The organism is Halobacteriovoraceae bacterium, assembly GCA_020635115.1.
Lineage (GTDB): Bacteria > Bdellovibrionota > Bacteriovoracia > Bacteriovoracales > Bacteriovoracaceae > JACKAK01.
This window is the reverse complement of the sequence record JACKAK010000002.1, coordinates 69034-89680: the sequence shown is the minus strand read 5'-3', so window position 1 is coordinate 89680 and position 20647 is coordinate 69034. Positions and strand designations below refer to the sequence as shown.

General features: G+C 31.2%; 19 protein-coding genes. 7 read left to right on the top strand and 12 right to left on the bottom strand.

What is annotated here, in order from left to right; genetic code table 11:
• Window positions 1–79 precede the first annotated feature (79 nt).
• From H6622_02735 to fliD, 9 genes are all read right to left on the bottom strand, one after another.
• On the bottom strand, window positions 80–1438 hold the full coding sequence (locus H6622_02735) for a HAMP domain-containing histidine kinase (protein ID MCB9060422.1): 1359 nt from the start codon (window positions 1436–1438) through the stop codon (window positions 80–82).
• The gene (locus H6622_02730) at window positions 1378–1821 is read right to left on the bottom strand and encodes a hypothetical protein (protein ID MCB9060421.1); all 444 of its coding nucleotides are present in this window, start codon (window positions 1819–1821) and stop codon (window positions 1378–1380) included. The genes H6622_02735 and H6622_02730 overlap by 61 nt, the downstream gene beginning before the upstream one ends.
• 1 nt (window position 1822) lies before the next feature.
• Window positions 1823–3481, bottom strand: a complete 1659-nt coding sequence (locus H6622_02725; GenBank protein ID MCB9060420.1) for a glycosyltransferase family 9 protein — start codon at window positions 3479–3481, stop codon at window positions 1823–1825.
• Window positions 3468–3614 carry a hypothetical protein gene (locus H6622_02720; protein ID MCB9060419.1) on the bottom strand — a complete coding sequence of 49 codons (147 nt, stop codon included), beginning with the start codon at window positions 3612–3614 and terminating at the stop codon, window positions 3468–3470. The genes H6622_02725 and H6622_02720 overlap by 14 nt, the downstream gene beginning before the upstream one ends.
• The gene (locus H6622_02715) at window positions 3574–5208 is read right to left on the bottom strand and encodes a glycosyltransferase family 9 protein (protein ID MCB9060418.1); all 1635 of its coding nucleotides are present in this window, start codon (window positions 5206–5208) and stop codon (window positions 3574–3576) included. The genes H6622_02720 and H6622_02715 overlap by 41 nt, the downstream gene beginning before the upstream one ends.
• A complete protein-coding gene (locus H6622_02710) occupies window positions 5201–5908 on the bottom strand; it encodes a hypothetical protein (GenBank protein MCB9060417.1) in 708 nt (235 codons plus the stop codon). The genes H6622_02715 and H6622_02710 overlap by 8 nt, the downstream gene beginning before the upstream one ends.
• Window positions 5909–6022: 114 nt before the next feature.
• Window positions 6023–6418 carry a hypothetical protein gene (locus H6622_02705; protein MCB9060416.1) on the bottom strand — a complete coding sequence of 132 codons (396 nt, stop codon included), beginning with the start codon at window positions 6416–6418 and terminating at the stop codon, window positions 6023–6025.
• 1 nt (window position 6419) lies between these two features.
• Window positions 6420–6830, bottom strand: coding sequence for a flagellar export chaperone FliS (gene fliS / locus H6622_02700; GenBank protein MCB9060415.1), 411 nt, complete (start codon window positions 6828–6830; stop codon window positions 6420–6422).
• A gap of 16 nt (window positions 6831–6846) precedes the next feature.
• Window positions 6847–8238, bottom strand: a complete 1392-nt coding sequence (fliD, locus tag H6622_02695) for a flagellar filament capping protein FliD (protein MCB9060414.1) — start codon at window positions 8236–8238, stop codon at window positions 6847–6849.
• Between the two features lie 220 nt (window positions 8239–8458).
• Between fliD and H6622_02690 the strand changes: the two genes are divergently transcribed.
• Genes H6622_02690 through H6622_02670 form a run of 5 tightly spaced genes read left to right on the top strand, consistent with a single transcriptional unit; the run spans window position 8459 to window position 13450 of the window.
• Entirely contained in the window at window positions 8459–9958 is a 1500-nt protein-coding gene (locus tag H6622_02690; protein ID MCB9060413.1) for a hypothetical protein, read from the top strand.
• Window positions 9959–9971: 13 nt separating this feature from the next.
• The gene (locus H6622_02685; GenBank protein ID MCB9060412.1) at window positions 9972–10715 is read left to right on the top strand and encodes a hypothetical protein; all 744 of its coding nucleotides are present in this window, start codon (window positions 9972–9974) and stop codon (window positions 10713–10715) included.
• A 60-nt stretch (window positions 10716–10775) separates the two neighbouring features.
• A complete protein-coding gene (locus H6622_02680) occupies window positions 10776–11675 on the top strand; it encodes a sigma-54-dependent Fis family transcriptional regulator (protein MCB9060411.1) in 900 nt (299 codons plus the stop codon).
• The gene (locus tag H6622_02675; protein MCB9060410.1) at window positions 11668–12258 is read left to right on the top strand and encodes an RlmE family RNA methyltransferase; all 591 of its coding nucleotides are present in this window, start codon (window positions 11668–11670) and stop codon (window positions 12256–12258) included. Before H6622_02680 ends, H6622_02675 begins: the two co-directional genes overlap by 8 nt.
• Window positions 12259–12265: 7 nt before the next feature.
• Window positions 12266–13450: a hypothetical protein gene (locus H6622_02670; GenBank protein ID MCB9060409.1), complete on the top strand. Its 1185-nt coding sequence runs from the start codon at window positions 12266–12268 to the stop codon at window positions 13448–13450.
• A 4-nt stretch (window positions 13451–13454) separates the two neighbouring features.
• On the opposite strand, the gene H6622_02665 is transcribed toward H6622_02670, so the two are convergent.
• From H6622_02665 to H6622_02655, 3 genes are all read right to left on the bottom strand, one after another.
• On the bottom strand, window positions 13455–14144 hold the full coding sequence (locus H6622_02665) for a hypothetical protein (protein ID MCB9060408.1): 690 nt from the start codon (window positions 14142–14144) through the stop codon (window positions 13455–13457).
• Between the two features lie 166 nt (window positions 14145–14310).
• Window positions 14311–15633, bottom strand: coding sequence for a hypothetical protein (locus H6622_02660; GenBank protein MCB9060407.1), 1323 nt, complete (start codon window positions 15631–15633; stop codon window positions 14311–14313).
• A gap of 322 nt (window positions 15634–15955) precedes the next feature.
• Window positions 15956–18298, bottom strand: coding sequence for a hypothetical protein (locus tag H6622_02655; GenBank protein ID MCB9060406.1), 2343 nt, complete (start codon window positions 18296–18298; stop codon window positions 15956–15958).
• A gap of 139 nt (window positions 18299–18437) precedes the next feature.
• Here H6622_02655 and H6622_02650 point away from each other — a divergent pair, with 139 nt between their 5' ends.
• Complete coding sequence (locus H6622_02650) at window positions 18438–19796, top strand: DUF814 domain-containing protein (protein MCB9060405.1); 1359 nt, start codon at window positions 18438–18440, stop codon at window positions 19794–19796.
• 56 nt (window positions 19797–19852) lie between these two features.
• A complete protein-coding gene (locus H6622_02645) occupies window positions 19853–20644 on the top strand; it encodes a hypothetical protein (protein MCB9060404.1) in 792 nt (263 codons plus the stop codon).
• Window positions 20645–20647 lie beyond the last annotated feature (3 nt).

The following is a 20647-nucleotide window of genomic DNA, read 5'->3' as shown; positions in this document are numbered from 1 at the left end:
CTAATAAAATCTATAAATTTAAGAATTGGAATAGTTTCATTACAAAAATGTTTAGATAATAGGACATCCATAAAGCAATTTATTGTAAATTCGTTGGTAAAGTAATTTTGAATATAGTACCTAAACATGACGTTTTTTCTAGTAAAATATCACCATCTAGCTTATTAATCAGATTTTTGCACACAGATAGGCCTAAACCAGTACCATTTGGCTTAGTTGTAAAAAATTGTTGAAATATTTTATCGATAATTTCATCAGGAATCCCAGGGCCATTATCATCAAAAATGATCTCAATTTGATTTTTTACTGATGAAAATTTGGATTTTATATAGATACTTTTATTTTTATTGTTTTCAATACTTTCAAAAGATTGGGCCGCATTAATAATAAGATTGAAAAAAACTTGAGAGAGCCATGTAGGATTAGTGTTAATTGTAAATTCATCTAAAATATCAGTTTGATAGATAACAGCAATTGAACTGGGTTTTGTAAAACTTTTCGTTAACGTAATTGTGTTTCTAATTATTTCATTTAAGTAAGTTTTTATGTGGATAGAAGAGTTTGAATAAATTTTTGAGTAGTCCTCAATAATCTTTTCACATCTCTGACAATTATCCATGAGTGATAAGATATCATTTTCAGTTTCTTCACTAAATTCATGTTGAAGCAATTCAAGAGTGAGATTTATTCCAAACAATGGATTTGATAGCTCATGCTTAAGAGTATTTAACAATTCACCAAGAACTTGTAATCTTTCAAAATGGTAGAGTTCTGGTGCAAATGTTTTAATTTCAGAAAAAATGCCATTTGGCCCAGAGTCTAATTCTTTTTTTAGAATTGTAAAGAGCTCCAGAGAGTTGAGAAAATTAAAGCTTCTAAAAATTGAAGAAAGGTGAAAGCAGATAAGATAGCTGAATTGATTAAAAGAATTTATTTCTTCTGGAGTTGGTCTTAAAAAATCATTTCTTGATAGTGCAAGAATAATAGATTGATCAGAAAAATTTGCAGTTTTTGCTAGAAATGTCCCGATAGAAGAGATGAGTAAATTATTTAATGATGTTTGATCAAATATTTTGTTTTTACTTTTTTTTAAAGTACTAAATAATGAAGAAAATTGAGAGACTTCTTTTAAATTAGAGGTAAATTCTCCATTTCTAGAGTAGGAAAAATTTTTACAAGTTCTTTCCCCTTTTTTATGAACGAGAATTTGTATAGTCTGATAACTTCTAAGTTCATTAGAGCATAGAATCTTGTTAAGAAATTTTTGAACTGATAAATCTGGATTCTTTAATATTTTTTCTAACGCCGAATTTTTGAAATTTGTATCAGACTTAAAAAAATCATCAAGAGATTGAAAAAAATGTTTAGTATTGGAATTTATTTCTCGTTGATATCGAGAGTATGATGGTAAAGTTTCTGTAGGGTTTCCTTTTGCCATGAATCAAAACTATCTTTCATTTCATACTGTAACAAGTCACAAAGCAAAATAAGATCGTTATTTTCTCTAGCAACTAATATTTTTTTTAGATTTTCAAGCACATTTATTTCGAAAGCATTGAATTCTTTTATCAGGGCCGTAAGAGATTTATATTCTTTTAGATTTGATTTTAATAAGACTAAAAGTGGAAGAAAATTTTCTAATTCTAAAATCATATTGTGAAAAGTACTTTGTGCATTTTGTATTTTATTTTCGTTGACGAATTGGTTAAATAGTTCAATATCATTTAAAAATTTGTGAATAGATTTATCCAATACTTCTATTGCTTCAATAAATATACTATTTGCAAAATTAGTTGAGTTGTCTATAGTTACTTCTTGCATTTTATCTTTCCTTCGGTCGAGAATTATTGATTTTAATTTTATAGTTCTGAAGTGTTTTTTCAATAAGGTCATACATCACAGAAACAACGGATGCATATTCTTGGAATAAATAAAAGCTTGATTGTGACAGTTCTACAACAGTAGAGCCTGGCAATTGACCCTTTGAGACATGGTAGTAATTAGAAATAGGACTGAGCAGTGGGTACTGATTTGAAACGGCCATTTGCATTAGATCTATTTCTTCAATTTTCTTTGAATATTCATTGATCTTCTCTAAATTTGAATCATCCAAAGTAAGTTCTTCTAAAATAAATTTTGAATATTTTTTCCCGAACTCACAAAGTTCATATAGATATTTGAGTCCATCAACTGTTGAGAAAAGTTTTTGGTAAACAGTTGAACTTATGTGTGGAAACGGAATGTTTGATTCAATATCATTGAAAATGAAATACCAGGCCATTTTATAAAAAGAACGAAGAATTTCAACCGAATCGTATTCATATTCCTTAGATCTTTTAAAATACATGAGACCAAAAACGTCGAAATGAACGACGTTTACATCAATACTTGAAGAGTGAAATATTGATAAATCTTTTGATAATGCATCAAAATCTAATTGTCCATGATCAATAATATTTTTAGCAATGATCGAAACTGCTTGGGGCGAAACATCATTATGGCAGGCCGGAAATTCACAAGCTTGACTTGCAAAACAAGGAAAGCACTCCGTTTTTGGGGAAACGACAACGGCACCATTAAGATATGGCGCTGTCTCAATTGGTCTCACTGTGCCAAGAGGAATCGTAAGGGTTTGAACCTTATTAAGTGCGGCAATATGAGACACCATTGAGTCATGCCCAATAAATAAATCTATTTCTTGAAAAAGATGATGTGTGTCTACAACGCTTATTTTGCCAGTGTGATTTATAATTTTAGACTTATAGTTATCTACCAATTGCGATGATAAAATTTCATGAGTTCTTGAAATATCTTTATCTGAACCAAGTAAAAGTACTTTTTCTACATTTGAGTTTTTGCAAAGTTGATAGATAACTTCTGTCCATTTGTGTGACGGCCAGATCTTTCTTGTGTGACTCGCATGCGGGTGTATGGCCACTGTAATTTTTTTTAAATCTGTGAATGTTTTTGTTGTGTTGAAGTTTTTATTTCTATGGCCAATAATATTTTTAAAAATATCCACTATATTAAAGGGGTTTAGTTTAGTTTCAAGGACGTTTGAGTAAATAAATCTTGACCAGTGATCTTTTATAATGAGTTGATTTGATTGATTATAATAGGGCCCAAGTTTGTGGTTACAATGTATCAAAGCAGTGAGGTAATTTGAAGCTTCAGAGTAAGTGCAATTAATTAATACATCAATTTGTTCTTTGTTAAGTGTATTCAAAAAAGTATCAATTGTTTCTTCTATTCCCTCTAAATTTTCTTCGAGTAAAAATTCATGAGTGGCTATGTCAAAAACTTTATCAAAATATTGATCAACTATGCTCTTAAGTGGTTTATAAAATTGTGTCCTGCAAATTAATATCAGCTCAAGATTTTGATTGGACTGTTTTAGTCCTTGAACTGCATTAATTAATTGAACAATGTCACCAAAACGAGCAAGTTGAATAAAAGCAATTTTTGAATTATTTACGTTCATTTTCTTCTTCTCTCATTATCAGAGCTGCAAATAGAAGCTTATGATCTTTTTCTGTTAATGATTCATGTTTATCTAATTTAATTGCAATTTGCTCAGTTTTCTTGTTGAGTCTCTCTATTTCTTCTATTTTCATTAACAATCTCCAAGTTTTTATGAACATCTATTACCCTTAGAGTTCTTTCGATTATGTTTAGGATAATTTGGATATCAGCTTTTAATGTAAAGAGCAGTGTTTCAACTCTCTTTAGATTAGTTCTTTCATTATTATCTAATGAATCGACTTTTGCTCTGAAACTAATAACAGGAATTGCAATAAGCATATTACTTTCTGCATAGTCTAATAGCTCAGATAGTTTTGTTATAAATTCATTTGGACTCAAAATATTTGATTTTGACATTTGCCTGGTCACTCTTAGACATGACAACAACGTTTTTAAACACTCATGAGAAACGTTTTTTTGATGATTACACCATGACTTTATAACTTTAGGATGTATAATGGATAAGTTTTTCTCCGAAATATATGTGCTATCATGAGTGAGATAATAGACTCTAAAGAATTCTCTGGATAAGAGTATAGACAAAGCAGTTTGTGAGTTAAACTGTCCATTAAGAATTTTATAAAATGGGCCAAGCTCATCAGCTAACATCTGATAAAGTGTAATTCCTGCTGAGAAGTGATAGTCTAGCTTATCATCAGAAAAGACATCATTTAAAACATAAAAAATGTCCATTGCCTTTATTTTTTCCATGCTTTCTTGGTGAGAGAGCATGAGTGAACCTGGTCTAGTTGGCCCGTACATTACTGGTGTATATTTGGAAGTAGACACTTCAATGATCATTGAATCTGTCAAATCGGCAAGATGTTTAACAGAAGTATCTGGAGTAACAATGCAGTCTAAATTCATGATAACTGAAGGGAGGGCCTCGAAGGTCGCCTCTACAATTATTGGATCGTTTTCCAATTCTTTAGCAATTGAGTTAGCATAGGCCCTTTCATTTTCGTAGGGTGCAATTAAGAGAATTGGGAAAAATTTAGTTGATCTGTAAATAAGCTGTATAAAATCTACCAAGGTATTTGGTGGAATATCTTTTTCTCTTGAAGAAGATAGAAGTTGAATACCAATAAATTTACATTCTGGAGGAATATTATGTTTCTTTCTTATTTTAGTAAAGTTTGAAAATGCAATTTGGTTATACTCTGGATTAAGTTTTATTTTTTCAGAAAAATATTCCATCTCAAGATCCAATACTCCAAGATGAGTCTGAACTAGAGAGATAGGGGAGTATTTGTAAGAAGGAATAATATCATTCAAATATATTGACCATTCACTAGAATATTTTATAGTGTGGTTTTCATCAATATAGATTCCATCTTTAAAATTTGCATTTAATGAAGAAACTAGAAGTGTTGATATATGGTCATTTGAGTAATTTATCACTCTATCCCAATTGGTGATTCTTATTTTTTTGAGATCCTCATTGAATTCTCTTAATGTAAAAGCGTTTGAAAAGAGTTTGTTTTTGTAATAAGTTAAAATTTTCTTGCGATCTATTTTATGTATATGATTTATGTTATTTAATATACTGGTTGCACTTTTGAATTCAGAATAAATGAGAAGGTGTATTTCACTTTTTGGATATCGATTCTTTAGTGAGCTAAGAAAATGAGACATTTGAAAAATATCGCCATTTCTTCTGAGGTTGATAACTAGTATTCTACTCATTGATATACCTTCCTTCGTTTTGAACAAACTTTGAAAATGCTTGAAAAAAGAAATCTTGGGACTTTAATTTCTGATTTGAATTAAAATGCTGATCAATGGCCTCAATTAATTCAACATCTTTTTCTAAAGTATTTAAATATTCAATCAGAAATGAATCTTTAAGCTTGCATGAGATAGATTCAACGTCGTTTTTTGCTTCAAACGATAAAAAATTTTTGAAATATTCTGAATGTAAATTAAATGAAGCAGGATGTGGAATTACTGAAGGGTGAGAGGTTAGAAATTCGATAAATATTGGATCATTGAAAAGAATTTCAAATTTTTCTTCACAGAAATAAGCTACATTTCGATCTCTATTTGGATAAATTCTTAAGCAGTCTGCAAGTACTCTTCTTTCTGGTTCAACCACAACAATTTGATAGGTTTGGTGAATTTCAGAAGCAACTTTGATCAACTCTCTTACATGGTAACCAAATCCAGAACCTAAGATTAGAAATTTATGATTTTTCTTTATGATTTCTAAATTCGTTTGTATAAACTTTTGGGCCTCTTTTATTGGATTGTAAATGGAGTGTAGGTGGACTCCGGCCAAGACAGGAATTTCATGTTCTGTTTTTGAAAATTTAATCAAATAGTCATTTTGATGAGTTGATTTCATTGAAACCTCTAGATCGATGGGATGTTTTTTATTGCTTTCCATATTACTTTCTTCCTGAAAGAATATTGAATAAAGAAAAGATCAATCATTGATCTTTACTCCTACTATTTCCTCATGTCTGCGAATTAAAGTCAATCATCTTTTTGAAAACTAGCTCTATCTAGTCTGATTTAGATTGTAACCTTTTAGTCGGTTACTAGAGATAAATGTTTGCTTTATTTCATTTTTTGTTAGGTCTGCTTGATTTTCTAAACGTTCAATTAAACAGCGATCGAGATAATCAATATCATGGTAGAGTAATTCACTGTCATTTTGAAAAGCAATTAATAAATTCCTAGTGAATTGATCCTCTGAGATTTTTGAACTTTGTGAATTTATGATATTTTGAATTTCACCCGACACCATATGGAGCTGATTAATAATCCTGGATCTATTATCAATTTCATACTCAATTTGTTTTTCTGTTAATTGATCAAAATGATCAAGGCAAAATTTTGTTTTGTTTAAAAGGTATTCTAGAAGGCACAAGTATTTAAATATTTGATTTTCCATATCATTCCGCATATTTTTTTTGTAATTTAGCTTTATCTTCTGGCGTAAGAGTTTTTATGGCCTCTACCCAAGCTGCATAGAGAGTATTGAGAACATTAAGGCAGCCAATAAGAGGAGTTTTGTCAATTTTTATATTGGCCTGTGTACTTGCATGAAGTATAAAGTCATATAGTGAGGCCAATTCTTGTGAGACTTCTCCACCAACTTCAAAATCTAAACTATTACTTAATTCCATCACAATGTCTTGAAGCTTACCAATATGCTCACCTTTTTTAGCAAGTTCATGATTGTCAATTGCTTCCATGGCCTTCTTGCAATTTTTAATTGCAGCTTGATAAAGCATGAGTAAAATTTGATCCTTACTGGCCGTGTGGATTGAAGTTTTTTTGTATGCCCCTAATCCATAACTCATTTTCCCTCCGTATTGATTATCCTAGTTGTGTTACAAAGTTATCTGTTCCTGATCCAAGACCTGCTAGTCCAGCACCCTGGTTTTTAATTTTTGAAATTGTACCTTCAAGACGCGCAAACTTATCTTTTAGCTGTTCTTCCTTTTTCGCAATATTTCTCTGTTTTTGCTCTATCTGTCTGTCAATTTGTTCAATATTTGATCTCAAACTTTGTTTTCTTAGTTGAATACTTCCATCAGGAAATCTTAAAATGCTATTTACTGCATCTGCCAGGTTATTTATAAAACCATTAACTTTTCCCTCTTCAATGTCATATTTTCCAACCATTACTTGGGATATCATTTTGTAATTGCTCTTTAATGCTTCTTCAAATTTTTTATCGTCAAGTTCAAGAAGTCCAGATTTTTGAAATTGAACACCAAAATCGGATACTCTTCGCATTCCAAATTCTGTTTCAACAGGCATAAATACACTAGATCGTATTTTCCCCTCTATAGTTTGAAGTAAAATATCTCCGCCCAGAGTTTTTCCTGTATCAGAATTTTCATCAAGAGTATTTTGCTGTTTGATAAACTGCAGTACTTCATTGATTTTATCAACCATTGCACTTATTTTTTCAGTTATCTTGCTCGAGTCTTCTCCGATCTTAAGAGAAAATTCTTCTCCTGGTGCTGCTTTTTTAAGATCAAATGTCACACCTGGAATGACATCTGTAATCGTATTTGTCGGAAATTCAACTTCAAAGCCATCAATTTTAACAATTGCATCTTGGGCATGTCTTTCTTTTTCAAGATAAAAATCTTGTTCACCATCCACAAAATAAAAATAAGGGAAGTCCGCTAGGTTTTGATCACCAGTTTCTTCCAAACTAAGTAACAACCTCCACGGAGATTTACCTCCACTTCCGTCATTAATAACATTCGCCCTCATTCCATTAGAAGTATCTCGATTTATTAATTTTGCTATATCATTCAAGGAAGAGTTTGAAGAATCAATATATACATCCTTCCAATCACCATTTGGTAGCCTATACTGAATATATCCCACTCCCACATATGAATTTTCAGGATCCTCAAAGCCTGAGGTCATGGCCGAAGACTTTCTGGCCATTTGGACAACCTCTAACTGATAAGAGCCTGGTTGAACTCTACTTTTATCAAATGACACATCAATTATATCGTCACGTGTGTTTATTAAAAATTCTCTAAAAGATCTGTCGTCTGAGTTTGCAAAGACATCTCCTCTTATACCTTCAACTAGTTGGCCTAGTTGATTGACAAGTGTCTGCCTATCAGAAATTTTTGACTTACGAGCTTCCATTCTCTCAATAGGGATCTGTTCGGCCTTAATAATCTGTTGGACGATGTCTTTTGGTAGTCCTGTATTAATTGAGCCAAATGAAATACTCAAGTCATCTCCTCCATGATCTGACTAAGCTATGTATACCATAGCACTAACATACTTATGTTAGCACGCCGGGTCATTAACCGCAGGCCAAATTCTCCCGGCAAGTATTGCTGATAAGTTATTACATTAATGCTATAATGAAATTAGGCCAGCTGGGGACTGGCCTATCATTCAAGGAAAAATTTGAGGGATCTTGCATCCCCTATTAAAATAATCGGGTATTATGGAAATTACTTTAGCTAAAAAGTCTGGAATATTACTAATAAAGTCAAAATTCTTTTTATATCGGGCACTTACATATTTTTCATTCCTCTTAATTCCTGTTTGGCTCCAAAAGGCCACGTCTTTAAGCATGGTCGCCCAATGTGTCTTAATGCTTCTCTATATAGCTTTTATGATTGGACAGTGGTTTTTATTCGGAAAAGAATTAGATCACCGCTTAAAGATCTATTACCGTGTGAACTCGTCAATTGATAGAGTTGTTTACAGAATAACAACAGGGATGATCTTTTTTATATTATTTTTTAACGTTGTAAATTTCCTTCCTCCAAAATGGGTTAATAACATATTTTGGAGTACATGGGTTTTTCTAGGACTTTTCTATTCATGGCCAACAAGAGGAAAAATAATTCAAGAGTCTGTTTCTTCAAATTTTAATGAATATAGATATCTGGACTCTTTCGAAAAAACACTTCTTACATTGATTGCATTGGTCTTTGCTATCTCGACTCCTCTTATGTCTACTTTAAATTCGATTGGAGCACTTAAACTTTTTTATGACCATTCGCAGGCCTTATCAAACGTTTACTGGAATTTTATGACCGTAAACTATTATCCCTTTTTTAAATATTCTGAACTTATGCGACTGGCATGGGGACTTCATTTTTATGTTGTTGGTGGTGGGTTATTTTTTATTACACTTTATGCTTTTTTTAGATTTTTTGTCTCGAGAAGGTTGGCGATCCTGGGGGTCTTTGCAACTATTTCATCATGGTCATTTTCAAAAGTTCTCTCTTTTGATCTTAGTCATTTACTCACAATGAGTCATTCTTTGCTAATGATATGGACTGTTTTATGGGTCGTAAAAAGTTCAAGTTATAGGACAGGACTTTTTTTAGGAATTGTTTTTCTCTATGGAGTGATTTTAAATATTGAAGTTTCCCTCTACGTACCAGCGTTATTTTTAATAATTTATAACATCCTCTTAAGTGAAAAAACACAATGGTTTAAAAAAAGAGTTCTAAAATATTCTTCGTTTGGCCTTGCCTCGATTGTAGGATATGTATTATTATCTTATGACAATATTTCTCTGAAAGATGCTGCAGGACTAGATTTCGTAAACATATATTTAGACGTACTTGGACGAAAGGCATTCTTTTATTTGCACCTTATCGGTGTTCCTTTAACATTTTTGAAAATATTTAATTCTGATTTATTTTATTTAAGAAGATTAAATATTCGGGTTGATAGACTAAAAGAAATGTTAATTGTAACGACGGTGTTAATTCTGTCTTCTCTAATGTTTGATTATCGAATTTTTGGAAGACTTTCTCTTATGTGGTACCTTGCTTTATTCTCACTCGTTCCACTAGAACTGATCTTCCAAGCGATTTCAAGGTTAAGATCGAGGAGAAATATGATTTATCTTGTTTACATTTTGATTTGTCTTCTAGATTCTCATCTTGAAGGGCGAATAAAAATATTATTTAAATTACTATCTTAAATTTGGAAGAGTAATGAATGAAATCTTTGAAAAACTAAAAATTGAAATTATAAATTATATTCGTCCTTATTACACAGGAGAAAAGAAGTCTCATACCAATTTAAAAGATGATGGCTCTGAAGTTACATGTATCGATCTAGGGTTGTCTGATCTCATAGAAAATTTTTTCTCAAAGATACCTAAATTTGCTCACTATAATTACTATTCTGAAGAAAAACATCAAAGCTTATTGTTCCCGGCAATAATTGTCGACCCAATTGATGGAACCAAGGGGTTAACAAAAGGGTTAGATGAATGTTCTGTAAGTATTGCAATTATGAATAGTGCTGAAATAGCAGACCGTGAGAATCATGCTTTTCTTTATAACCCCTTTAGTGGATTATGCTTAAATACAGCAGATGAATTTATTCAACCTCCAAATATTATCGATGGTTTCTATTGTGGCCTTATTTCTAGAAGTGAATTTTCAAAAGGAATGTTTCCAATACTAAAATTTCCAGATTTTATCTTGACCCCGAAAGGTAGCATTGCTTTAAAATTAGCACTTCTTGCCGCCGGAGGATGTAATTTTGTTGTTACGAAAAGAAAAAAAATGATTTGGGATATTGCTGCTGGCACAATCCTGTGCCACCGTAGAAATATTATTTTGAGAGATGATACGAAAGAGATTAAATACTTAAATCAAAAGCTCATGAAAGGTCCACTTTTTTGGGGAAATCAAAAAATACTAGATATAGTTTCAAATGTGAATTTTTAATAATTTTTCTTAGACAAATTTTTCTCAAGTAGATAAGCAGTTTATGCATAAGGAGAAAAAATGTCTGAAAATATGTTAAAAAAAGCTATTGAAAATAAAATTCCAATTCTCGTCTTAGGAGCTCCAGGTACAGGGAAAACAACTTTTGTTAAAAAATTGATCTATGACATATATAGAGATGAAGAATATTGCATCCATGTTAATCTTGCTTCAATTAGACCAGAACACTTTGAAGATGAATTATTTGGACACGTTGATTCTAGATCGAATAAAAAAGGCCTACTCGAATCCGCTCATAACAAAGTACTTTTTCTCGATGAAATTTGCGAGTTAGATTTACATTTACAGGCCAAGATTTTGCAAGTGCTGGAAGAAAAGTCTTATCATAGCATAGGTTGTTTAAAGAAAAAGAAGTTTACAGGGACAATTGTTTTTTCGACAAATAAATACCTTGAAAATGAAGTACTATTAGGAAAGTTTAGAGAAGATTTATTTCATCAAATTAAGGGTTTAACTTACACGCTTCAAAGTGTTAGTTTTAACCCAACAAAATTAAGACAGATACTCTCTGCAAATAAAAATTTAGCACCAGGACTCCTCAATATTCTTTGTAACTATTCGTGGCCCGGAAACTTTAGAGAATTGATACGATTTAATAATTACTGTAATATACTTCACCCTGAAATTGTGACAGAGGGTTTATTTAATGAATGGAAACTTAAACATGACGATCAGTATGAATTTTTGAGTTATCAACATTATCATGATGCTTTGGCCGGTTTTGAAAAGACATATTTGCGGAAAAAACTAAATAAATATAATGGGAAAATTAACCAAACATCCACTGAAATCAAGTTAAGCAAGGGTACTTTAATTGCAAAAATTAAAAAATATGATATACAATCTGCGTCAAATGACAAATTTAAAAAATATAAATATCTGAGGGCATTGGATGTTTGAAGTACAAGATCATTACTTTAAAAAAGCGAAAAAACAAAATTTTCTGGCCAGAAGTGTTTTTAAACTTGAAGAAATTGATCTCAAATACAAAATATTAAAAAAAGGGGACCACGTAGTCGATTTTGGTTACCATCCAGGATCTTGGACTCAGTATGCGGCAAAAAAAGTTGGGGAAAAGGGTAGTGTTCATGGAATTGATATAAGACCATTACAAGAAAAATTAACAAACCAAAAGAATATCAAATTATTTCAAAAAGATATATTTGACGTATCTGATCTAGCTTCACTTGATTGTCATGAAAAGTTCAATGTCGTTTTATCTGATATGGCCCCTAATACAACAGGAATTCGATCAGTTGATCAAGACAGGAGTTTGCTTCTTGTTGAAAAAGTTTTTGAGATTTTGCCAGTCTATTTGTTACCTGGAGGAAATTTTGTTATAAAAGTTTTTGATGGACACGAAGCGCAAGTCTTTTTAAAAAGTATGAAATGCCGTTTTAAAGAATTTAAACATTTGCGACCAAAATCAACCAGAAGTATTAGCAAAGAATTTTTTGTCATAGGAAAGGGTTTTCTGTCATAATCAGATCATGGCAAAAAAAATTAAAATATTTTCAATTCTTACCATTGCAACTATTTCAATTGGGTCTGTTTTTCATGTCATTAAAAAAAATGAACTGAAAAAACAAAAGCTATTACTCTTAAGTACAAAGCAAAGTATATCAAGAAGTATTTTTGAAAAAAATCTTTTGGAAAGTGATCTTAATAATCAAGTTAGAGTTGAATATACGGTCGATGAAGACCTTATGAAATACCTCAACAGTTTATTATTAAAATACAAATCGGACTTTAGCGCAGTCGTTGTAATTGATAATAATAATGGTGAGATCATAGGTTTTTCTGGATTTGAAAAAAGTCATAATTCTCTCAATTATGCACTCCCTTTTAGTAGTACCAATCCATCTGCTAGTTTAATTAAAATTGTGACAGCTGCAAGTTTATTAGAAAAAAAGAATCTAGGGCCAGATGAAAAACTAGCTTACTCTGGAAGAAGTACTACTTTGTATAAATATCAATTAAAAGATAAAAAAACGAAGTGGACGAGGGAACAATCTCTAGAAAGAGCGTTTGCTACGAGCAATAATGTTATTTTTGCAAAGGGAGCACTGAAATATCTCTCAAATGAAGACTTATTAGAATCTGCAAATGATTTTGGTTTTAATAAAAAACTAACTCAATTTTTAGATACTACGAGTTCTTCATTTCAGTTGCCTAAGGACGATTATAATAGAGCAGAACTGGCCAGTGGATTAAATTCTGATACGATGATTACTCCTGTCCATGCTGCTATACTTTCTTCAATTGTTGCCAATGATGGAACTATGCTTTACCCATCACTTGTAAAAAAAATACTAGATAGACATCGAAAAGAGGTTGTGTGGCAGAAAAAGGATATGCAAGAAGAAGTTATTCACAAAGAAAAAAGTAAGCAGTTGGAATCGATGATGGTGATGGCCGTAAAAAAGGGCACTGCGAAGAGGCTTTATAGGAGTTTAAATAAGAAAATAAGAGATAAATTGATTATTGGAGCAAAAACAGGAGCTATGACGGGTGGAATACCATATGGTAAGAGGGATTGGCTGACTTTATTTGTTCGCCCTCAGGATAGTGAAGACAGAGGTTTTTCAATTTCGATAATGAATGTAAATGTCAATAAATGGCATTATAAGACAACATTTCTTGCTAAGAAAATCATTGAGTATTTGTATAAATAATTTCTTAAAAGCGAAAGGCGATACCAATTACGAGTGATTTGTAGTCAGCGGTATCACTCATTGAATCGAGTTTAATTTTTGAAAAATTATAACTCGCAAATGGAGAGATATTGTTGCTGAAATCAAAATTTATACCAAGGTTAGCACCGTATCGATAGAAATTTTCACTTGAAGTATTTCCAAAAAGATCTTGAGCAGAAATGCTTCCATAAAAAAGATTAGGAGAGATAAAAGGGACGATTTTAAATGAATGAATACCAATTTCATATCCAAATTTTTGGGAAAGTCCAATTTCAGCAAGAGTTAGGTCGATGTTTGATCTCTCAAGAAAATTATTTATTGTGCTATTTGAAAATTTTGCAGACGCATAGTCAATAATAAGAGATGAAGTTGTTTTAAATCCATTTCCTAGGTAAAAGATTCTTCCAGCACTTAATCCTATACCTTTCGCGTCGTACATTTCAATATTTTCAAATGAAATATCTGCTTGCATATAGGCAGCAGAGACTTCAAATTTTTTTTCGGTTGAAACTTTTTCTTTAATTCTGTGCTTTTTCTTATATTTTCTTTTAGACTTTACCTGTCCTTTTTTATTAAAAGATCGATATTCGAAAACATCATCGGCATGCAAGGTTGTGGATATTGATAGAATTGAAAGTACGGCAATATTGATAGACAAAAAAAGTTTTTTCATAACATCTCCCCTATAAGATGATGTTATTTATGCATAACTTATGCCAAAGATATCACGTGAATTGAGTAGGTTATGAAAAATGACCTATATAAAAAGTAAGCAGTTTTTCAAAAATTGTTTAGAATTCAAACATTTTAATATTGTAGATAATAGGCTCAATTAAGATCTAGAACAAGAACGGAACTCCTAAAAATCTTTTTAAAGGTTTGATACCTTCTTTTAATTTTGGAATCAGTTCAGGTAGACCTGTTCCAACAGGAAGCATGATAATTGAGAGAAATTTCGCGAGCTCTTGATCATCTAATTGGTCGAGTGTCACAAGATTTCTATTTCCATCAGGTTCGATAAGTATTGATTCTAATGCGTGGTTATAATGTGTTGTCTCATACCAAATGAAATAAATATTTGCTCCAAGCCCAAATGGCAGTTGGCATAAACCTTTTGAAAATGGTGCTGCTTTGAAGACTCTGCTGCATATAAAAGTTCCACCTAAGATGACACCCATTTCTAGACCGATTCTAGTCCATGTCTGCGAATCAAGCTCATCTTGAGCATTGTCAGCAAGATCACAAAAGTCTAAATTGTTTGATAAATAGCGATCAATTGATTTTTTATAATGTATATAAGGAGTAATCTCTTCAAAATCAGCTTTTACAAATTGCTTGTTTTGATCATAAAAATCACCCTCAACTTTTTCAATCTGTACGTTTATATGTTTTAAAACTAGATTCATGGCATCTATAAGTTCCTGGTCAGTAGGATTATCATTATTCAGGAAGGCAATCAGAGGAAACCCTCTAATCCCCAATTCATCATCTCCAAAAAGAAGTGCTTTATATTGTCTAGCGTAACATGCTTTTCTATAAGGAGAGTTGTATGTATTGTGTATACTTTTGGCCATATTGGGATCTTCTTCCCCACAAATGATTGTTCTTTTTTCTTCTTCAGAGTGAAGAAATCTAAATGAATTTTTTATTTCTTCAAGCGTAAGCGGCTTAAGTTCAGCTAAGTCAGAAAAATAATGTTCAATATCAGTTGTAATAAACTGTTCGAATTGATACCGGTTTTCTTCAGTCAGCTCATCTGGATTTAAATAACCATTGTAATAAGGATTACTTGAAGTATATCTAGGCATTGAAAGAGAAAGTAGAAGTCTCATCCGTGGAAATGTTGATTTTACTCTATTTCTAAGCCCCTCAATTCTTGCTTCACAAGGAAAATTATCCCGGTAATCAATTTTATTATTTTCAATCCATTCTTTGTCATTTTTCAAACACGCGAGATATCTATTCGTAACGTGTTTTGCTAGACGCAAGTCAAGCCTAATATTTTTAATAACATGCTCAGAAAACTCGGTTATTTCAGATTGAGCATAGGACTTTCTTTCTTCTTCGTCTTTTTCCTTTGGACATGAGTGAAATTGAGCAAAGATAGGCATTGCTAATGTAAAAAAAATCAATATAAGTAATGCCTTAAATTTACGTAACATATTACTCTATCCTTATGGGGAACCCGCTATACTAGTGTATTCTTTGAGCATTTTTTTTTGAAGGTGCCTTGTAATTTTTATCAATAATGTCAAAAAAAAATAATTTTAAGTCATTGATAATACGACCATTCGTTGAGTCAAAATAGGTTATGTTTTTATCACTGAACTTACTAAAATTTTTCAAGATAGAAAGTACTCATCTGTTTTTTGGACAAAACAGGAAGTATCTCAAAAATGATCATAATCAGGCCAAATATTTAGAAATCTAATATTTTAAAAATTTTTTTAAACTAATAAATTTGAAGTCAAAAAGTGTGTCACATTATTTTTTTTGAATTCTAGTCATCCCATCATTTCCATCAGGAATATCCCAGATGAATTCATGATTATGTCTAAGAAATTCATTCCTGAGCCATTTCTTCAAAATTCCATCCCCATGACCATGAATAATATCTAAATATGGTAGACCGTTCGAAAGGAGTGCTTGGGCCTCTCTTTCAACTGTGAGTTGAAATTCTTCTAGTTTCATTCCTCTACAATCGAAACTGATTTTATTTTCACTTTGAACATGAACATTGATATTGATTTTCTGCTTATGTCCATTGGAATTTGGTAACTCAAATAATGTCGAAAGTGGACATTGAATTTTTTTTCCTCTATAAGTTACGAGTGCAGTATTTCCAGAGAGTGAGAGAATTTTTACTTCTCCTTTTACTATTGAACAGAAGTAAGATTTGTTTTTATCGTAATGATTTATATCAATAGGAAACATATTGATGGACTGTTTATCATTTTGATTTAAAAGTATATTTTTCTGATGAACTTTAGCAATTTGTTGATGCATTTTCTTAGGTGATAGATTCCCTTTTTTTAAATCTTCTGCAATTTTTTCTAATCCAATTATTTTCTTTTCAAGCTTTGAATTCAGGGAATCTTCCAATTCTCTACTTTTTAAAAGGAGTAGACCATCTACACTTTTTTGTTTCTGTTCGAGTTGTTGTTCCCAGCTGGCCAGCTCATTATATTTCTTTTGAAATATTCCAATCGAATTATTGAGACGCTCGAGCAGCTCCTCATAGTTCAGATAATTTTCATCAATCAACGATAGTGCTCTATGTGCTAAAAATTCAAGACCAGAGTTCTTGGCAATTTTAGAAAAAATATTGATGGCCATAGAGCTGCCAGGTGCCCCAAAATGTATTTTATAGGTAGGAGAATTAGTTTTAGAATCATGCCCAACATGAGCAGAAATGTATTCATCAGTCTGGTGAATATATGCTTTGAGAACCTGGTGGTGAGTAGAAGCAAAAATTTTAATAAATGGTCGTGTCGATAAAAGTTCAAAAATTGAAATCGCCAGTGCCGATGCTTCAGTAGATGAAGTTGTATTGAATATTTCATCGATAAAAATGAGAGAATTTTCATCGGCCTCTTTTAATAATTCAAGATAATTTAATGATTCTGCCGCAAAGGAACTATGTCCCTCTAAGAGGTTTTGAAAATCGTGACCTAGAAAAAAAATCTTTTGAAACAAATGAATATGAGCTCTACTGGCCGGTACAAATAATCCTAAATGAACGAATAGATAAGTTAGGGATAATGATTTGAGATAAACTGTTTTTCCACCTGTGTTTGGGCCAGAAATTAAAAAAACTTTATGTCCATAATCAATTTCAACATCATTCGTAACAGGATTGACTATCAAAGGATGCACTAAAGAATGAATTTCAATTTTGCACTCTTGATTGAATGTGGGCCTGTTTAATTGTTTTTTTATAATGTATTGAGATTTACAATTCAATAAATCACAAGTTTCAATAGTATTTTTTGCAGTATCAAAGAAGTAAAAATTTTCAAGAATGACACTATTAAATTGACTAGTTATTTCATAAATTTTTTGATCAAGCTCATTGTAAAGCTCCAACCGTTTGAGAGAAATTTCATCTAGTTCGCTAGGGACAATATAGAGAGTATTTCCTTTGTCAGAACGAGCTATGATTTTGCCAAGTTTTGCATTGTACCTATCACTTCTAACGGCGAGGACATAATGATCATTAATAATGTCTACATCAATATACTGAATTGTATCTTGATATAGTTCAGATTGGGTGAGTCTTTGAAGTGATTTACGAGCACTTTTTTCAATGTTTAGAATTTCCTGATAACATTCTTTTAGAAGTGGATGTTTGAGATAGTCAACTTCTCCTTCTGCTGTACAGATTTTTCTAAAATCATTCAAAAATTTGGATCTTAGTCTTTGGAGATAAGGATCAATATTTTCTTCGAAAAGTTCTAGTTTTATGAGCATTCTACGATGATGAATGTAAAACTCTAAAAGAAGAGCAAAAAAATTAAGATCTCTAAAAGCGAGTTGAGTTCCTTTTTTTAATAATGAATAAAAAGAAAAATCTTCACAAATGTTTGCAACTTGATAAAGGTCTCGTTGTAGATTTACATCATTTGTATAGTCATTATTTATAAAACTTTCTATTTGATTTAAACTATCTTCTACTTCTGCAATTTCAGAGTAAACGTGAAGAGGTGGCCTGAAAAAGTTTTTCGTCGATTCAAAATGCGCATCTATAAATATTTCCTGGATGATTTCATTCCAATCGAGGAATTCTAAAAAAGAGGGGTCTTTCGTTTGAAGTAGATTTAAGCTCATGGTAAAAAGATTTCCTAGGGGAAGTATTTTGTAATTTTTTTTACAATTTGATTATTATTTCGTTATATAAAAAACTTTCAACATTGTGTCATATGTTTAGATAAGAAAAAAGTATAATTTTAGGTATTAAAATATGAATGTGAACTATCAGAGTTTGAAATCCGAAGTATTTTTAATTAACTCACAGCTTAATTTTGCGCAAAGTCGTATACAGATCCAGAGATTGTTTGCAACCCCTTGGCATACAGTCATGCAAGTTCGATCTCCTGGTTCAACAAAATTTCTCTACTTAGGTATGGGAAGTGGACATGAGGAAGTTCTATTAGGTGATATAAAACCTGAATCTGAGCTAAGAATTAAAACCAAGTTTTTAGAATTTCTAAGAAAACACGTTCAAAACAAAAAAATTCTCAGTGTTGAAATTGATTCCAATGATCGTATCGTTTGTTTAAATTTTCAAAGTCAAAACGAGATTTCAAAATTATTTTTATTCTATAAAGGAAGAGAACTATTATTTTTTTATTTCACCCTTGAAAATAATAAACTCAAATTTATTCACTCTAAAACTGGTCGATTTGAAAAATCTGAAAATGAATTTTCTGAAATTAGCTTTTCTATATTTGATGAATGGGGGAGAAACAAAAAATTTATATCAGATAGTACAAGTGTTGAAATCAATCATAATGAAGAAATAGAAAAAATTTTCATACAATTGAAAGAGAAGGCCAAAAGTAAAAAAATTTTACATAAAAAAGAAAAAAAATTACAAAAGAAACTTCAAAATATTCGCGATGATCTTAAAAACGTTGAAATGATTGACACCTTATCAAATTATGCTAGTGATGTTGAACAACTATCAAAATTAGAAGTAAAAACAAAATTATGTGGAATAAAATTTGATTTCACTCGCTGTAAACATATCTATGATAGGCGAGATGTCATTTTTGAGCGTATAAAAAAATTAAAAAAATCTAAATTCATTATTCAAGAACGATTACAAGATACTAAAGATGAATTAGAATCATTAAGTAGTTATTCTGTTTTTGACCTTTCAGAAATTAAAGTAATTCAACCAAAGTGGGAGAGTAATATTCAAAAATTACCCCTTGCTCCACAACATCCTGATAAATTAGGAAGTTATTTTGAATATGAATCCCTTAAATTTGGCATTGGTAAAAACGCTTCAGAAAATGACTATCTAAGAATTAAATGGGCGTCCAAAAATGATTTATGGTTTCATCTAGAGGGTGATAAGGGTGCACATCTGATTATTAAAACTGACAAGATTGACAATATTTCTCGGGAACTATTTCAGATACTAGCTGCTGCCTTAGTAGAATACTCAGGTTTTAATTACACACAAGCTTCACTTATGTATACACTTGTCACTGCGCTTAAAGGGATAAAAGGACGAAAAGGGGCCTTAATTCCAAAAAAAGTGAAATATATCACTGTTGATTGTGATCTTAAATGGAAGGAAAAGATTTCAAGAGTTTAACTCTTTGGAATAGTTAGTTAGAATGAAAAGTGAAAGTTTTTATCAAGGATGATTTAATGAAATTTCTAATCATTTCTCTACTGTGCATCTCTTCAATGTTTGCGGCCCCAAAAAAACAAGAAACCATTCATACTTATGATTTGAGATATTATTATCCAGTTAATTTTGGACTGAAAGATCTCTCATTTGACATTAGAATTGAGAATTTAGAAAGTATGCTTGGAGAGACAAAATCTTTGCCGCAGATTGTAGATGTTTTTGCGAGAGTGTACTGGACATTTGATAATGGTATTGATGTCGAAATTTTAGGCATGCCCAAAGGATTTAGTGAAAAGAAAACGGCCCTAAAAAAATTCATTACAAATAGATTAGACTTTGTATTTCCAAAAAAGATGTTAGATAAACTTGAGGCGTATGATTTCAACCAATCTAATCGAGGAAATTTTATCGTTGTAGATGCCGAAGATAAAACCGGTAAAGAAGAAGTTAATAAAATTACACTAAAATTTGATAAAACTGGAAAACTCGTCAACTATACTGATTACTCTCCGGCAGGTACAAGAATATTTAATTTGAAAATGTCACCCCGTCCTTTTAGTCAAAACAAATGGCTTTATGATGAGATTGAAAAAATTTCTTATGTAGGTCTAATAAAAACTATTACTAAATATAATTTTAAATATAACAAATTTGATGGGATTGGTTTTCCTGAAGAAATTAGTTTTATGATTAAACAAATTTTAAATTCTGATGATCAAAAAAATCCTAAAAAAGAATTTGTTTTCAAACTTTCTTCCTACAGAATTAATAAAGGAATCGCAAAAAGCTACTTTAAATTGAAAAAGTAAATA

Coding starts and splice junctions, on each gene's coding strand:
- H6622_02735 (MCB9060422.1), bottom strand. CDS start 1,438: ATGGCAAAAGGAAACCCTACAGAAACTTTACCATCATACTCTCGATAT.
- H6622_02730 (MCB9060421.1), bottom strand. CDS start 1,821: ATGCAAGAAGTAACTATAGACAACTCAACTAATTTTGCAAATAGTATA.
- H6622_02725 (MCB9060420.1), bottom strand. CDS start 3,481: ATGAACGTAAATAATTCAAAAATTGCTTTTATTCAACTTGCTCGTTTT.
- H6622_02720 (MCB9060419.1), bottom strand. CDS start 3,614: ATGAAAATAGAAGAAATAGAGAGACTCAACAAGAAAACTGAGCAAATT.
- H6622_02715 (MCB9060418.1), bottom strand. CDS start 5,208: ATGAGTAGAATACTAGTTATCAACCTCAGAAGAAATGGCGATATTTTT.
- H6622_02710 (MCB9060417.1), bottom strand. CDS start 5,908: ATGGAAAGCAATAAAAAACATCCCATCGATCTAGAGGTTTCAATGAAA.
- H6622_02705 (MCB9060416.1), bottom strand. CDS start 6,418: ATGGAAAATCAAATATTTAAATACTTGTGCCTTCTAGAATACCTTTTA.
- fliS (MCB9060415.1), bottom strand. CDS start 6,830: ATGAGTTATGGATTAGGGGCATACAAAAAAACTTCAATCCACACGGCC.
- H6622_02690 (MCB9060413.1), top strand. CDS start 8,459: ATGGAAATTACTTTAGCTAAAAAGTCTGGAATATTACTAATAAAGTCA.
- H6622_02685 (MCB9060412.1), top strand. CDS start 9,972: ATGAATGAAATCTTTGAAAAACTAAAAATTGAAATTATAAATTATATT.
- H6622_02680 (MCB9060411.1), top strand. CDS start 10,776: ATGTCTGAAAATATGTTAAAAAAAGCTATTGAAAATAAAATTCCAATT.
- H6622_02675 (MCB9060410.1), top strand. CDS start 11,668: ATGTTTGAAGTACAAGATCATTACTTTAAAAAAGCGAAAAAACAAAAT.
- H6622_02670 (MCB9060409.1), top strand. CDS start 12,266: ATGGCAAAAAAAATTAAAATATTTTCAATTCTTACCATTGCAACTATT.
- H6622_02665 (MCB9060408.1), bottom strand. CDS start 14,144: ATGAAAAAACTTTTTTTGTCTATCAATATTGCCGTACTTTCAATTCTA.
- H6622_02660 (MCB9060407.1), bottom strand. CDS start 15,633: ATGTTACGTAAATTTAAGGCATTACTTATATTGATTTTTTTTACATTA.
- H6622_02655 (MCB9060406.1), bottom strand. CDS start 18,298: ATGAGCTTAAATCTACTTCAAACGAAAGACCCCTCTTTTTTAGAATTC.
- H6622_02645 (MCB9060404.1), top strand. CDS start 19,853: ATGAAATTTCTAATCATTTCTCTACTGTGCATCTCTTCAATGTTTGCG.